This is a genomic window from Blautia sp. AM28-27 (assembly GCF_003480905.1).
GTDB classification, from domain to species: Bacteria; Bacillota; Clostridia; order Lachnospirales; family Lachnospiraceae; genus Fusicatenibacter; species Fusicatenibacter saccharivorans.
On the sequence record NZ_QUJK01000001.1, the window covers coordinates 709,790 to 723,907 of the forward strand.

The 14,118-nt window shown below is 49.7% G+C and carries 13 protein-coding genes and 1 other annotated feature; all 13 genes read left to right on the forward strand.

What is annotated here, in order from left to right; genetic code table 11:
* Positions 1–15 precede the first annotated feature (15 nt).
* Complete coding sequence (locus DW743_RS03440; protein WP_055218096.1) at positions 16–1,620, forward strand: extracellular solute-binding protein; 1,605 nt, start codon at positions 16–18, stop codon at positions 1,618–1,620.
* A gap of 125 nt (positions 1,621–1,745) precedes the next feature.
* Positions 1,746–2,009: a binding site (T-box leader), on the forward strand.
* A gap of 100 nt (positions 2,010–2,109) precedes the next feature.
* Positions 2,110–3,771, forward strand: coding sequence for a 2-isopropylmalate synthase (locus DW743_RS03445; RefSeq protein ID WP_191892601.1), 1,662 nt, complete (start codon positions 2,110–2,112; stop codon positions 3,769–3,771).
* A gap of 15 nt (positions 3,772–3,786) precedes the next feature.
* Positions 3,787–4,392 (forward strand): hypothetical protein, encoded by a 606-nt coding sequence (locus tag DW743_RS03450; protein ID WP_055218094.1) that lies wholly within the window; start codon positions 3,787–3,789, stop codon positions 4,390–4,392.
* Between the two features lie 209 nt (positions 4,393–4,601).
* The gene (gene thrC, locus DW743_RS03455) at positions 4,602–6,086 is read left to right on the forward strand and encodes a threonine synthase (RefSeq protein ID WP_117760348.1); all 1,485 of its coding nucleotides are present in this window, start codon (positions 4,602–4,604) and stop codon (positions 6,084–6,086) included.
* A gap of 81 nt (positions 6,087–6,167) precedes the next feature.
* Positions 6,168–8,399, forward strand: coding sequence for a cell wall hydrolase (locus DW743_RS03460; protein ID WP_117760347.1), 2,232 nt, complete (start codon positions 6,168–6,170; stop codon positions 8,397–8,399).
* Positions 8,400–8,434: 35 nt separating this feature from the next.
* Positions 8,435–9,484, forward strand: coding sequence for a nicotinate-nucleotide--dimethylbenzimidazole phosphoribosyltransferase (cobT, locus tag DW743_RS03465; protein ID WP_117760346.1), 1,050 nt, complete (start codon positions 8,435–8,437; stop codon positions 9,482–9,484).
* A 17-nt stretch (positions 9,485–9,501) separates the two neighbouring features.
* Positions 9,502–10,023: a bifunctional adenosylcobinamide kinase/adenosylcobinamide-phosphate guanylyltransferase gene (locus DW743_RS03470; protein WP_117509027.1), complete on the forward strand. Its 522-nt coding sequence runs from the start codon at positions 9,502–9,504 to the stop codon at positions 10,021–10,023.
* 1 nt (position 10,024) lies between these two features.
* Positions 10,025–10,801: an adenosylcobinamide-GDP ribazoletransferase gene (locus DW743_RS03475; protein WP_055226435.1), complete on the forward strand. Its 777-nt coding sequence runs from the start codon at positions 10,025–10,027 to the stop codon at positions 10,799–10,801.
* Positions 10,798–11,205 carry a bifunctional adenosylcobinamide kinase/adenosylcobinamide-phosphate guanylyltransferase gene (locus DW743_RS03480; RefSeq protein ID WP_022462293.1) on the forward strand — a complete coding sequence of 136 codons (408 nt, stop codon included), beginning with the start codon at positions 10,798–10,800 and terminating at the stop codon, positions 11,203–11,205. The genes DW743_RS03475 and DW743_RS03480 overlap by 4 nt, the downstream gene beginning before the upstream one ends.
* Complete coding sequence (locus DW743_RS03485; protein ID WP_022462294.1) at positions 11,198–11,794, forward strand: histidine phosphatase family protein; 597 nt, start codon at positions 11,198–11,200, stop codon at positions 11,792–11,794. The genes DW743_RS03480 and DW743_RS03485 overlap by 8 nt, the downstream gene beginning before the upstream one ends.
* A gap of 6 nt (positions 11,795–11,800) precedes the next feature.
* Positions 11,801–12,670: an amidohydrolase family protein gene (locus DW743_RS03490; protein ID WP_207741833.1), complete on the forward strand. Its 870-nt coding sequence runs from the start codon at positions 11,801–11,803 to the stop codon at positions 12,668–12,670.
* A 116-nt stretch (positions 12,671–12,786) separates the two neighbouring features.
* A complete protein-coding gene (locus DW743_RS03495) occupies positions 12,787–13,356 on the forward strand; it encodes a signal peptidase I (RefSeq protein ID WP_117760345.1) in 570 nt (189 codons plus the stop codon).
* A 44-nt stretch (positions 13,357–13,400) separates the two neighbouring features.
* Positions 13,401–14,105 carry a SipW-dependent-type signal peptide-containing protein gene (locus DW743_RS03500; protein ID WP_117760344.1) on the forward strand — a complete coding sequence of 235 codons (705 nt, stop codon included), beginning with the start codon at positions 13,401–13,403 and terminating at the stop codon, positions 14,103–14,105.
* Positions 14,106–14,118 lie beyond the last annotated feature (13 nt).

Consider the following 14,118-nt stretch of genomic DNA (forward strand, 5'->3'; position numbering starts at 1 on the left):
AGAGGAGGAAGAGAAATGAAGAGAAGAATGATGGCACTGCTCCTTGCAGGAGTAATGGGAGTGGGAATGATGTCGGGCTGCGGAAGCAGCAAATCCGCAGACAGCGGAAAAGTCGTAAGAGAAGAGTCGGATGAACCGATCGACGTGCTGAATCAGGATGAGAAAATGAAACTTTCCATCGTGTGCCTGCAGGGTTATACCCAGCCGGACAGCGAAATGCAGAAATGGATGGAGGACCGCTACAACCTGGATATCGATATCATCGCACTGCCGGGCTGGTCGGATGCAACATCCAAAATTTCCCTTCTGATGGGCGATGAGACACAGCGACCGGACATCATCTGGTGGTGGAACATGGAAGCTGACTATACGAAATGGGTAGACGCAGGCCTTCTGGTGGATATTTCTCCGTATATGAAGAAATATACCAACATGGTTGACTACTACAACAGCGTAGATCCTGGCGTTATGTTCTACGCATCCGGAGACAACGGAATTTACCGTATCCCGGGCGACGTTGCAGAGCCGGCATGTGAGACTCTGTGGATCCGGAAAGACTGGCTGGACAACTTAGGACTGGCTGTTCCGACTACACTGGATGAGCTGGAAGACTGCCTGTACAAATTTACCTTCGACGATCCGGACGGAAACGGTGTGGATGACACCTACGGATGGAATGGTGATGGATACGATTACCGTACTTTCTGGCCATGGATCCAGGGAAGCGGCGATGGAAACGGACGTATGGACTTCCTTCGTCTGGAAGACGGTTCCTACATCTACGGACCGACCACCGATGACTGCAAAGAGTGGCTGGGACGCGTAGCAAAACTGTACGCAGACGGCGTCATCGATCCGAGCATCATCACCGATACTGACCGTGATGAGGAGATGGCAAACGGCGGATTCGGCGCAACCTACAGCTGGGTATCCTGGAACAACCCGTCCAGCGGTACGATGCAGTCCTTCTATGCTTCCAACCCGGATGCAGAGTGGATTCCGATCGATATGGTAAGCGGCGACAACGGCAACCCGCAGGACGAGCCGGCAACCATCGCAGCATGGTGCTACTTCGGTATCACAAACGTTTGCTCCGATCCGGAAAGAGCGTATGCGATCTTTGATGACATGGCAACACCGGAGAACTGGATTCACAAGAAATTCGGCGTTGAGGGAAGAGACTACAAAGACAACGGCGACGGAACCTACGAAATCATCAACCCGGGCGATGGTGCAGTCAACACCGAGCAGAACCTTGGTATCAACCTGTTCCAGGATCTCTTCGCAAGAAAAGATGCTGCCAACATTGCCAATACAGAAGAGACGACCGAACTCTTTGAAAAAGTAAAAGAGAACAGCCGTGATGCTTATGCAAAGACCATCGAGAAGAAGAACCCGGATGCATATACCGTAAACAATGATCTCGGAACCGATATCGGTGACGCGATGAAAGAATACACCTGGGGTGTCATCGGCGGCGGAAAATCTCTGGATGACTGGGATTCTTACGTTGATAAAATCAATGGACTCGGTCTGCAGGATGTGCTGGATGAGCTCAAGGAAATCCACGGAAAACAGGTAGAGGATTACCAGAAATACCTGGAAGAGTACAACAAATAAAACAACGAAATCATGCGTTAGAGCACTCGCCGGAGCCTCCTTTCCGGCGGGTGTATTTTTACGGAATCCTGCGTTTTCCGCTTGACAGAGATGGAGAAAAATGGTAACATAAGAGCCAAGTTAGGAAAAAGGCAAAGAAGAGGAATACTACATGGAGCTTCCGAATCCAGAAAGCTGTTGGGTGATGTGAAACAGCAGACGAATTCCGTGGAACTGACCTCAGAGCCGCTGCTCCCAAATTTAGAATAAAAAGAGTAGGTGCAGACGGAAACCCACCGTTAGAAGGGCAGGATATGCAGATGTTTCATCCGTATCCGCAGAGTGTACAGAGAAAATCTCTGTAAAACAGGAGTGGTACCGCGTAAGATAGCAAGTCTTTCGTCTCTTGTGTCAGAAGCCGACACAGAAGATGAGAGATTTTTTTATGCTTTCATCCCGAATTTATGTCGGCAGAATAAATTGTATTTCACTTTCTGGGAGGAAAAAATCATGATGAATGTAAAGAAGTATCAGAAACAGTATTATATGCCGCCGGTTCCGTGCATGGACTGGGCAGAAAAAGACAGCATTGACAAAGCACCGGTATGGTGCAGCGTTGACCTTCGTGACGGAAACCAGGCACTTATAATTCCGATGAGCCTGGAGCAGAAGGTAGAATTCTTCAAACTCCTCGTCGAGGTTGGTTTCAAAGAGATCGAGGTCGGCTTCCCGGCAGCATCTGAGACCGAGTACGAATTCCTTCGCACCCTGATCGAGCAGGATCTGATCCCGGATGACGTAACCGTTCAGGTTCTGACCCAGGCGAGAGAGCATATCATCCGCAAGACCTTCGAGGCATTAAAGGGCTGCAAGAATGCCATCGTTCACGTTTACAATTCCACTTCCTATGCACAGCGTCAGCAGGTCTTCAAAAAATCGAAAGAAGACATCCTGAAAATCGCCGTTGAGGGAGCAAAGCTCTTAAAAGAGCTGACAGAAGAGGCCGGCGAGAAATACCGCTTCGAGTACAGCCCGGAGAGCTTTACCGGAACCGAGCCGGAATATGCGCTTGAGGTGTGCAACGCCGTTCTCGACGTATGGCAGCCGACTGCAGACCGCAAAGCCATCATCAACCTGCCGAGCACCGTGGAGCTTTCCATGCCGCACGTTTATGCAAGCCAGGTGGAATATATGAGCAAAAACCTGAAATACCGCGATAATGTCGTTCTTTCCCTTCATCCGCACAATGACCGCGGCTGCGGCGTTTCCGATGCAGAGATGGGTATCCTTGCCGGAGCAGACCGTATCGAGGGAACGCTGTTCGGAAACGGCGAGAGAACCGGAAACGTGGATATTATCACGGTCGGCATGAACATGTACATGCAGGGCGTCGATCCGGAGCTTGACTTCTCCGATATGCCGAAACTCTGCCATGCATTTGAATCCTTCACCGGTATGAGCATCAACCCGAGAAGCCCGTACTGCGGATCTCTCGTATTTGCAGCCTTCTCCGGTTCCCATCAGGATGCGATCGCAAAAGGCATGCACTGGATCGAGGAGAAAGCACCGGATACCTGGACCGTTCCGTATCTGCCGATCGATCCGACCGATATCGGAAGAAACTACGATGCAGACGTCATCCGCATCAACAGCCAGTCTGGAAAGGGCGGTGTCGGCTATATTCTGGAGACGAAATACGGCCTGAATCTGCCGGCGAAGATGCGCGAGGCTATGAGCTATACCGCAAAATCCGTTTCCGATCATCTGCATAAAGAGCTGCGTCCGGATGAGATCTTTGAACTCTTTAAAGATACCTTCGAGAACGTAACGACACCGTACAACATCAACGGCGTTCACTTTAAACAGCTCGATGAGGGCAGAATTGAAGCACAGGTTACCTCCAATTACGAGGGCGGTGAGTATGCAACTGTATATGCAGAAGGAAACGGCCGTCTGAATGCTGTCAGCAACGCGCTGAAACAGCAGTACAATCTGCAGTATGATCTGGTCAGCTATACGGAGCACGCGCTGGAGCAGAGCTCAAGTGCACAGGCAATTGCCTACGTCGGCATCAAAAAGCCGGACGGAATCCTTTCCTGGGGCGCAGGCGTAGATCCGGATATCATCCGCGCTTCCATCGACGCGCTGGTAACTGCAATCAACAACCGATAAGAAAAGAGAGAGCATATGCTGTTTAAAAACAAAATTGAATACACCAAAGGAATGTTTGTGGAGATTTACGGCACCGAGATAAAAAAAGTACGTCTGGTACTGCGGATCATTACAGGGATTGCTGTTGTGGCTGCGATCGCTTTTATGATCTACGGTGCAGCAGCGCGGGGATTTATCATGCCGGGAGACTTCTTCAATCTTGGAATCTCCATTCTGATGGCACTTCTGTGTACGTTTCTGCCGAATCTGATGGCACGTTCACAGATGAAAAAATGCAAAAAGAGAGGACTCCTTGGAGAACGTACCCTTCGTTTTACTGAGCAGGTGCTCACAATGACATACGAAAAAGAGGGCAGAAGCACTGATATTCCGCTCGAAGAGCTGACAAAGGTGACGGAGTTTGACAACTTTATCCGCATCACCATCGGAGGCAGAAGCACCTTTCTCGATAAGAAACGCTTTGAAATCGGAGACGCGGCAGCGTTTGTGACCTGGGCGGAAGATAAAATCGCAGAGAATGCGGAAAAAGAGGAAGAGGCACTCGCACTCGAGGAGACAGAAAGGGAAGCTCCGGCGTTAGAAGACGGCGAAGCAAAAACGGAGGAGTCCGACGAAAATTAAATCATACATTCTGACAAAAAATATTTTGGCAGAATGGTGGAAAATGGCTGTGCATTTTTGTGCACAGTCATTTTTTGTATATTTTTGTTGTTTTTTCATACTTCATCCATTATAATAAGAGGAAGCGTACAGGTAAAACTAATCTGAAACGTATCCGGCCGGGAGTTAGAGAGGCTCTGCCGGGAGTCAAAGTGAAGGAGAGAAAGAGCATGGAAGTATTATACAAAAGTACCAGAGGCAATGGAGAAACCGTAACTGCATCCCAGGCAATCTTAAAGGGTCTGTCCGACGACGGCGGATTATTTGTACCGACCTCCATTCCAGCACTGGATGTTCCCATGGAAAAACTTGCGGCTATGAGCTATCAGGAAGTGGCATACGAGGTAATGAGCCGTTTTCTTACCGACTTTACAGAAGATGAACTGAAAAACTGTATTGCAAACGCATACGATGCAAAATTTGACACAGAGGAAATTGCACCGCTGACAAAAGCAGACGGTGTTTACTATCTGGAGTTGTTCCACGGCGCAACGATCGCGTTCAAGGACATGGCACTTTCCATTCTGCCGCATCTGATGACGACCGCCGCAAAGAAAAACGGCGTGAAAAATGAGATCGTTATCTTAACTGCTACATCGGGAGATACCGGAAAAGCAGCAATGGCAGGCTTTGCAGATGTGCCGGGCACCAGAATTATTGTATTTTACCCGAAGAACGGCGTAAGCCCGATTCAGGAAAAACAGATGGTAACACAGAAGGGCAAAAATACCCACGTTGTTGCCATCCACGGAAACTTCGACGACGCACAGACCGGCGTGAAGAAAATGTTTAACGACAAAGAGCTTGGAAAAGAGCTGGCAGATAAAGGCTTCCAGTTCAGCTCTGCAAACTCGATCAACATCGGAAGACTCGTTCCGCAGGTCGTCTACTACGTATATGCTTACGCAAACCTGGTGAAAAACGGAGAGATTGCAGACGGAGAAAAGATCAATGTAACCGTTCCGACCGGAAACTTCGGAAATATTCTCGCTGCATTCTATGCAAAACAGATGGGACTGCCGATCGCAAAACTGATCTGCGCTTCCAATGAGAACAAAGTTCTGTTTGACTTCTTCCGCACCGGCGTTTACGACAGAAACAGAGACTTTATTCTGACAACATCACCGTCCATGGATATCCTGATCTCGAGCAATCTGGAGCGTCTGATCTACCGCATCGCCGGAAACAGCGAAGCAGCAGACCGCGAGCTGATGCAGGATCTTGCAAAGGACGGAAAATATGAGATCACCGATGCGATGAAAAAAGAGCTGGCAGACTTCTACGGCAATTATGCATCCGAACAGGAGACAGCAGACGCGATTGCAAAACTGTACAGCGATACCGGATATGTGATTGATACCCATACCGCGGTTGCAGCGGCTGTATACGGAAAATACCGCGAGGAAACCTATGACGAAACTAAGACCGTCATCGCATCTACCGCAAGCCCGTATAAATTTACAAGCAGCGTTCTTGCAGCGATTGCACCGGAGTATGACACCCTTCCAGTACTGGAGCAGGTAGACAAGCTGTCTGCACTTGCCAATACCGAGATTCCGCGTGCGATCGAAGAAATCCGTACTGCACCGGTGCTTCATACGACAGAGTGTGATGTAGATCAGATGCCGGAGACTGTTCGGGCGTTTTTGAAATAAGATAAAGCAGGAGCAGAATTTTAAAACAGGCAGAGCACACAGCAGGCTTTGCCTGTTTTTGCAGGGAGAGAAGAATAAATAATGAAAAATAAAGTAATCAGGGGAGTACTGGCGGCAGCCTGCGTGACAACCGCTGTCAGTGCTGCGAACGTATTTGGAGCAGGCACAGAGCAGAGTCTGGTAAATGAGGCTTCTGCTGTTACACAGGAAGAAACAGAAGAAACATCGGAGGCGGAAACCACAGACGAAAATACGCCGGAGATGACAGAAACGGAGACGCCGGATTCGACAGCGGAAAATGCCGCCTCGGATCTTCCGGCGGCAGAAGTACAGAGCGGAAAGCCCGAAGAGACGGCGGTATCCGTGCAGGCTGGAAGCTATTACCCATGGGTGAATGAGAACGGGATCTGGTATTTTAAGGATCCGGATGGTACCATTGTCAAAGGAGCCTGGAGAGAGTACGACAAGAACCGTTACTACCTGAATAATGACGGAAAAATGGCGGTCGGCTGGAAAAAACTTGATGGAGCCTGGTATTATTTCCAAAGCTGGGGCGGTGTTTACCGGGATGCCTTTTACACCGTGAAAAATGTACCGTATTATTCTGATGCGGACGGAAAAATGGCGACCGGCTGGAAACTGATCGATGATGTGTATTATTATTTTGATGATCAGGGCGCGATGTACCGGAATCGTTTTTTTGAGTATGACAAGAATACGTATTATGTTGATGCGGATGGAAAAATGGCATCCGGGTTCGAACAGATTGACGGGATCTGGTATTACTTCCGAAGCTGGGGCGGCATGGCACAAAACACCTTTCTGACGCATAAAAATAATATTTATCATGTTGATACGGATGGAAAGATGACGACCGGCTGGCTGCTGCAGGATGGAACCTGGTATTATTTCCGAAGCTGGGGCGGCATGTACCGCAGCACCTTTTTCAAAGCACCGACAGGAAGTGCACTTTACTATGCCGATGAGAACGGAAAGATGGCTGTCGGAAAAAAACAGATCGACGGTGACTGGTACTATTTCAAGGACTGGGGCGGCATGTATCAGAATGCATTCATCAAAAACGGAACGAGTGTCTGCCATGCGGCTGCAGATGGAAAACTGACCATCGGCTGGCTGCAGCAGGGCAGTACATATTACTATTTTGATGAAACCGGAGAGCAGTATTTTGACCGCTTTTTTGAATATGACAACAATACATATCGTGTGAATGCAGATGGAAAGATGGTAACCGGCTGGCAGAAAATCAATGGTACGTATTATTATTTCCGGGGCTGGGGCGGCATGTACCGTAGTACCTTTTTCCAGCTTGGCGGTGAAACGTATTATGCCGATGCGGATGGAAAGATGGTGACGGGCTGGCTTTCGAAAGAGAACCAGTGGTATTACTTCCGGGAAAATGGTGCGATGTACCGCAATACTTTCTTTACGCATTTAAACAACAGTTACTATGCCGATGCCAACGGCGTGATGGTGACGGGAGAGCGGACTATCAACGGCGCTTCCTATTACTTTAAAGACTGGGGAGGCATGGCAAAGAACCAGTGGCTCAATGCACAGAAACGGATGGTAAGCGGTGATCCGCAGACGGGCTGGTATTACTTTGGAAGCGACGGAAAGATGGTAAAATCGTATTACGCTCTGCTGAAAAAGAACAGCAGCAACTGGTACTACAGCTTTGACGAAAACGGAGTGTGCATTCTCGGCTCGAGCCAGTATGTGCGTGCAAAGGACAGCGTAAGCGGAAAATATTATACGATGGAGCATCAGTATTACACGGATCCGTCTGTGAGTGACCGTGATTTCTTTGCGGCTATCTGCAGTGCGGAGGCGGGTGTCCAGAGAAAAACCGGTATGACGGCAGTTGCGATGGTCATCCGGAACCGGATGGCGGCACAGAATATTTCGCTCCGCACCGCGATTTATAAACAGCAGCAGTTTGAACCGGCGCGGAACGGAAGTCTGACAAACTATCTGACGGGAATTGCGGAGCAGAGCAGTTCGATTATCAATCAGCTGAAAAATAATGGAGCCTACGGTGCAGTGGATGAATCCCAGTCGATCATGGATGCATATCTGAAGAACGGCACAAAGCGTGTGATCCCGGGCTTTGGCGATACGAGAGATGATTTTGATTATCTATATTTCATGACTCCGAAAGCATTTAAAAATCTGAATATGGATAAAGAAAAATGTGTGACATATACATACACCTATAAATGGACAACTTCCAGCGGAACAGCGCGGGAAGATTCCCATATTTTCTTTGTGAACTGGGTGAAAAAACAGAGCTGATCGGACGTCATATCGAAAGAAGGGGCGAACAAAAGATGACATTACAGGAAACAATCGAACAGATCCATCCGCTTTCGAAAGAGGCGATGGATCGTGCCAAGGCTCACTGGGACGGCATTGCAAAGCCGCTCCACAGCCTCGGAAAGCTGGAGGACGTGCTCATCCAGATTGCCGGAATCACCGGAAAAGAGGAGATTTCGATTGAAAAAAGAGCACTTCTGACGTTCTGTGCGGACAATGGCGTTGTGGAAGAAAACGTGACGCAGAGCGGTCAGGAAGTGACAGCGACAGTTGCGGAAAATTTTCTGCAGGAGAAGGCGACAGCAGCCATTCTCTGCCGCAGTGCGCATGCGGATCTGTTTCCGATTGATATCGGAATGGCGCGCGATACGAAGGTTCCGCGGTATAAAGTTGCGTATGGAACAAAAAATATGGCAAAAGGTCCGGCGATGACAAGGGAAGAGGCCGTTCGTGCGCTTGAAACAGGAATCGCCGTGGCGGAAGAAAAAATTGCGGCGGGCTATCAGCTGATGGCAACCGGTGAGATGGGCATTGGAAATACGACGACGAGCAGTGCAATGGCAGCCGTTTTCCTGAATCAGCCGGTTCCGGAACTGACGGGACGGGGCGCCGGGCTTTCGAGTGAAGGTCTTGCGCGGAAAATTGCAGCGATTGAAAAAGCAATTGCCATCAATCAGCCGGATCCGTCCGATCCCATCGATGTGCTGGCAAAGGTCGGCGGTTTTGACATTGCCGGCATGGCGGGTGTCTTTCTTGCAGGGGCTGCACATGGCGTTCCGGTTGTGATGGACGGCTTTATTTCCTGTGTGGCAGCGCTTCTTGCTGCACGGATTGCACCGTTTGCAAAGGACTATATGATCGCTTCGCACGTATCGAAGGAGCCGGCGGCGCATCTGCTGCTTGCAGAGCTTGGAAAAGAAGCCTTCCTGCACTGCGATATGTGTCTGGGCGAGGGAACGGGCGCCATCATGCTTTTCCCGATTCTGGATCAGGCAAATGCCGTATACCGCGGCATGGCGACATTTGACGAGGCACAGATCGAAACGTATGTGCCGCTGACTTAAAAAAGGCAGGTGAAACGATGATACATCTGGTTACAGGCGGCAGCGGCAGCGGAAAATCGGCGTATGCGGAGCAGTGTATTCTGGATTTTGGCGGAACACGGAGGGTTTATATCGCAACGATGCAGCCGTTCGGTGCGGAAGGGCAGGCGCGTATTGCACGCCACCGGAAGATGCGCGCGGCAAAGAAGTTTTCGACGATTGAGTGTTATACGAATTTAAAAGAAGTGGAGCTGGAACCGGGAAGCGATGTGCTGCTCGAATGTATGTCGAATCTCACGGCAAATGAAATATTTGATCCATCCGGGGCGGGAAAAGCGCGGACGGAGGAGGAAATTCTTGCGGGCGTTTCCCGTCTGGCCAATCAGGCGCGGAATCTGGTTCTGGTGACGAATGAAATTTTTTCGGACGGATACCGATATGAGGAGGAGACGATGGAATACCAGCGGATCCTGGGAAACATTAATGTACGTCTGGCAGAGATGGCGGACTGTGTGACCGAGGTTGTGTATGGGATTCCCGTCAGAATAAAAAAAGAATAAGATGAAAACGATATGGAATAATTTTAAAGTGGCGTTTGCCATGTACTCGAAAATCCCGATGCCGCCGGCAGACTGGGAAAAAGAGAACATGAAATATGCGTTGTGTTTCTTTCCGTGGGTCGGACTGGCTGTCGGTGCAGTTTCGGCGGTGCTTTTCTGGCTGCTGCAGCAGATTGGCGCGGGAAGCATGCTGCGGGCTGCAGTGCTGACGGCAGTTCCGGTTCTGGTGACGGGCGGCATTCACCTCGACGGCTATCTGGATACGATGGATGCGTTAAGTTCCTGGAGAGAAAAACAGCGCCGACTGGAAATCTTAAAAGACCCGCACGCCGGAGCATTTGCGATTATTATGGGATGTCTGTATTTTGTACTGTACGCGGGCGCAGCCGGAGAACTTGTCTGGAAGATTTTTCCGGCGTATGCATTTGGCTTCGCAGTTTCGAGATCGTTCAGCGGTCTTTCGATCGCGTTTTTTCCAAATGCCAATCCGAAAGGAACAGCGGCAGCGTTTGGCATGAGCGCAGAGAAAAAAAGAACGGCGGCGGTGCTTGTTGTGACGATTTTTGCCGTGACGGCGCTCTCAGCTTCGTTCTGCGTCTGGGCGGCACTGGATGTACTGGTTGTATCGGCACTGGTATTCTGTTATTATAAATGGAAAAGCAGTAAGTATTTTGGAGGAATTACAGGAGATCTCGCAGGCTATTTCCTTTCGCTCTGTGAGCTGGCACAGCTCCTGTCTCTTGTGGTACTTTCTCTTGGAATGGAGAACTGGAAATGAAATTAGTAATTGGAGGGGCTTTTCAGGGAAAGCTTGACTTTGCAAAGAAGATGACCGGAAAAGAAACAGGATGGGCCGATGGGGCAGCAGTTTCGAAAGAGGAGCTGTCGGCATGTTCCGGCGTATATGATTTTCAGGAACTGGTCCGCAGATGGCTCCTTCTGGAAGAGGAGACCGGGACTGCACCGGAAGCAGAACTGGAAGAACTGCTGCAGAAAAATCCGGAAATCTGCATTGTTACGAATGAACTCGGTTACGGAGTGGTTCCGATCGAACCCTTCGACCGGAAATGGCGGGAAAAGACGGGGCGCATCTGTACGGAGCTGGCAGCAAAGGCTGATTCGGTAACCCGTGTGGTGTGCGGAATCGGAATCCTGCTGAAAGGTGAGGAAAAACATGATTAAAATTGCAATGATCCGCCATGGAAAAACCTATGGCAATACATTAGGACGGTATATCGGCGTGACGGATGAACCACTGTGTGAGGAAGGGAAAAAAGAGCTGGAACAGCGGACGATGGATACCGTTGAGCTTCTGTTCGTCAGCCCGCTGAAACGGTGTCTGGAAACGGCAGACATTCTGTATCCGTATGCCAAACAGGTCAAAATCCCGGAATTTGCAGAGTGCAATTTTGGTGAGTTTGAGAACAAAAATTATCAGGAATTAAAAGATAATCCGAAATACCAGGAGTGGATTGATTCCATGGCGACGCTTGCCTTTCCGGGCGGTGAGAGCCCGCAGCAGTTCAAGGACCGCTGCATCGCCGGCTTTGACAAGATGGTGGATACGTGTATCCGCCGCCATTACCGTAACGTGGCGATGGTGGTGCACGGAGGCACGATCATGAGTATCCTTGAGCAGTACGGCGTGCCACAGAAGAGTTACTATGACTGGCGAGTAGAAAACGGCTGTGGATATCATCTGTATCTCTCGGAGCAGAACTGGAAAATGGGCCGCAGAGAAGCTGTGGTGGAATCGGAGATAAGGCGGTAAACAAAAATGGTGACAGCAGAATGCCATGCCCATATTTTTATGGACGGTGTGGATTACAAAAAGGCGGCGGCAGCGCATGAAAACGGCCCGCGGGAGGATCTGATCCGGGAACATCTGGCGGCGTATCAGAAGGCAGGGATTTCCTATGTGCGTGACGGCGGAGATCCGTACGGGGCGGGTGTTCTTGCACGGAGCCTTGCGCCGGAGTACGGGATCACATACCGCACACCGGTTTTTGCGATTCACAGGGCGGGCCGTTATGGAAAAATTGTCGGACGCGCATTTTCAGACGGGAAAGAGTATTGCGCGCTTGTGCGTGAAGTACGCCGTGCGGGCGGAGATTTTATCAAGATCATGACGACGGGAATCCTGGATTTCGCGACAAAGGGGCATGTGACCAGTGAGCCGCTTTCCAGGGAAGAGGTTTTTGCAATGACAGCTGCGGCGCATGATGCGGGGCTTTCTGTGATGGCGCATGTGAACGGCGCACAGGCTGTGATGGATGCGGCAGAGGCAGGCGTGGACTCGGTTGAGCACGGGAACTTTCAGAATGAAGAGAGCATCTGCTGTATGGCAGAGCATGCAACAATCTGGGTGCCGACAATTGTGACGGTTTCGAATCTTCTGGAGAACGGCAGATATCCGGCTGAAACGCTGGCGTGGATTTTTGAGACGCAGAAAAAAGGTCTGCAGCTCGCATTTGAAAAGGACGTTGTGCTTGCGGCGGGAAGTGATGCCGGCGCATACGGCGTACTTCACGGAAAAGGAATCCGGGAAGAAGAGAGTGTAATGCGAAAAATCCTTGGGGCAGAAAATGGGCAGGAGCTGGAAAAGCGGCTTGCGTTTGGAGAAAAAAAGATCCGGGAAAAGTTCTGAAAATTTTCTGCGTTTCAGGCTTTAGAAAAAATTTAGAATTAAACGGGCAGACAATGCTTGCGCTTTCGCCCGGACTATGGTAAGTTTAAATCACTTTTACAAGAACTTTAGAGAAAATGAAACAGGGATATTCTGAGACAGAGGGTAAATGCTATCCTCTGTTTTTTGCGTGCAAAAATGACAGTCTGGATGTCCGCATCGACGGAAGGGAGCAAATGAAAGCAAAAGGAAAACTGGGGCTGCAGGGCTTTCTTTCCTTCCTTTTTCTGGCGGCGGGATGGTATCTGATGCAGTATTTCTGCGCCTATGTCGTACTGTCCGGGTCCATGGAACCGGAGATCCCGACGGGATCTGTTGTGGTTGTGGATGGACGGAAGAAGGAATGGAATCCGGGGGATGTGATTACCTACCGGAGAGGAAATATGGTGGTGACACACCGGATCGTGGAAAAGAGCGAGGAAGGATACTGTACTAAGGGGGATGCCAACGCGGAGGAAGATGCAGGCATCGTTTTGGAAAAACAGGTGATCGGGAATGTGATCGTAGCTCTTCCCTGGCTTGGCTTTGGTATCGTCTGGCTCCGGCAGAGAGGAACACTCTTTTTTCTGGCCGTGGGAGCGGTGATGCTTTTTACAATCCGGCAGCTTTGGCACGGTAGAAAAATCATGCAGGAAAACAAGTTATAAAAAGAATTAGCAAAATTATTTAGGAAAACAGGAGGAATTGATCTATGAAAAAACAGCGGAAAATCGTATTCTGGGCAGCATCACTGCTTCTGACAGGAGCCCTGGCAGCGGGCGGAACACTGGCGTATCTGACGGATAAGGATTCTGTGACGAACCAGTTTGTTGTGGGAAAAGTAGATATCGAAGGAAATGAACCATCGTACGCACCAGATCCGGACGGAAAGACCAATCATATCGTGCCGACCCAGGTGATTCCGAAGGACCCGCGTATCAAAAATAAAGGTAAAAATGATTCTTACGTTTATATGGATGTTTCCATACCAATCGCAAAAGTGATCGTTGCAGATACATCCGGAAACCGTTTAAACGGCGGGGCAGCCGTCGATACGGAACTGTTTTCGATGAATCAGCTTTCGAAAAAATGGGTGCTGATGTACAAGAAAAAACAGAACAATTCGATGGTATATACATATCTCTACAATGAAGTGCTCGCAGCTGGCAAAGCGACGGATCCTTTATTTACGAGCGTGACAGCAGCTAATATCGTGGAAGGGCAGCTGGATGAAAAAGAGGTCGATATTCCGATCAATTATTATGCAATCCAGGCGCTGAATACCGGTGAGGGAAGTACGGCTGCCGAGCGGGCAGCAAAGGCCTGGGAGAAGTATGTAAATCAGAATAATGGGCAGAAGGGGCAGGTAACGGCACCGCAGTCGGAGCCGGAACAGACAGAAGCACCTGGAATTTAAGCAGTTTTCTGGG

What these genes read in the sequence shown, in the direction of transcription:
- DW743_RS03440 (WP_055218096.1), top strand. Translation starts at nt 16, where the DNA reads ATGAAGAGAAGAATGATGGCACTGCTCCTTGCAGGAGTAATGGGAGTG.
- DW743_RS03445 (WP_191892601.1), top strand. Translation starts at nt 2,110, where the DNA reads ATGATGAATGTAAAGAAGTATCAGAAACAGTATTATATGCCGCCGGTT.
- DW743_RS03450 (WP_055218094.1), top strand. Translation starts at nt 3,787, where the DNA reads ATGCTGTTTAAAAACAAAATTGAATACACCAAAGGAATGTTTGTGGAG.
- thrC (WP_117760348.1), top strand. Translation starts at nt 4,602, where the DNA reads ATGGAAGTATTATACAAAAGTACCAGAGGCAATGGAGAAACCGTAACT.
- DW743_RS03460 (WP_117760347.1), top strand. Translation starts at nt 6,168, where the DNA reads ATGAAAAATAAAGTAATCAGGGGAGTACTGGCGGCAGCCTGCGTGACA.
- cobT (WP_117760346.1), top strand. Translation starts at nt 8,435, where the DNA reads ATGACATTACAGGAAACAATCGAACAGATCCATCCGCTTTCGAAAGAG.
- DW743_RS03470 (WP_117509027.1), top strand. Translation starts at nt 9,502, where the DNA reads ATGATACATCTGGTTACAGGCGGCAGCGGCAGCGGAAAATCGGCGTAT.
- DW743_RS03475 (WP_055226435.1), top strand. Translation starts at nt 10,025, where the DNA reads ATGAAAACGATATGGAATAATTTTAAAGTGGCGTTTGCCATGTACTCG.
- DW743_RS03480 (WP_022462293.1), top strand. Translation starts at nt 10,798, where the DNA reads ATGAAATTAGTAATTGGAGGGGCTTTTCAGGGAAAGCTTGACTTTGCA.
- DW743_RS03485 (WP_022462294.1), top strand. Translation starts at nt 11,198, where the DNA reads ATGATTAAAATTGCAATGATCCGCCATGGAAAAACCTATGGCAATACA.
- DW743_RS03490 (WP_207741833.1), top strand. Translation starts at nt 11,801, where the DNA reads ATGGTGACAGCAGAATGCCATGCCCATATTTTTATGGACGGTGTGGAT.
- DW743_RS03495 (WP_117760345.1), top strand. Translation starts at nt 12,787, where the DNA reads ATGAAACAGGGATATTCTGAGACAGAGGGTAAATGCTATCCTCTGTTT.
- DW743_RS03500 (WP_117760344.1), top strand. Translation starts at nt 13,401, where the DNA reads ATGAAAAAACAGCGGAAAATCGTATTCTGGGCAGCATCACTGCTTCTG.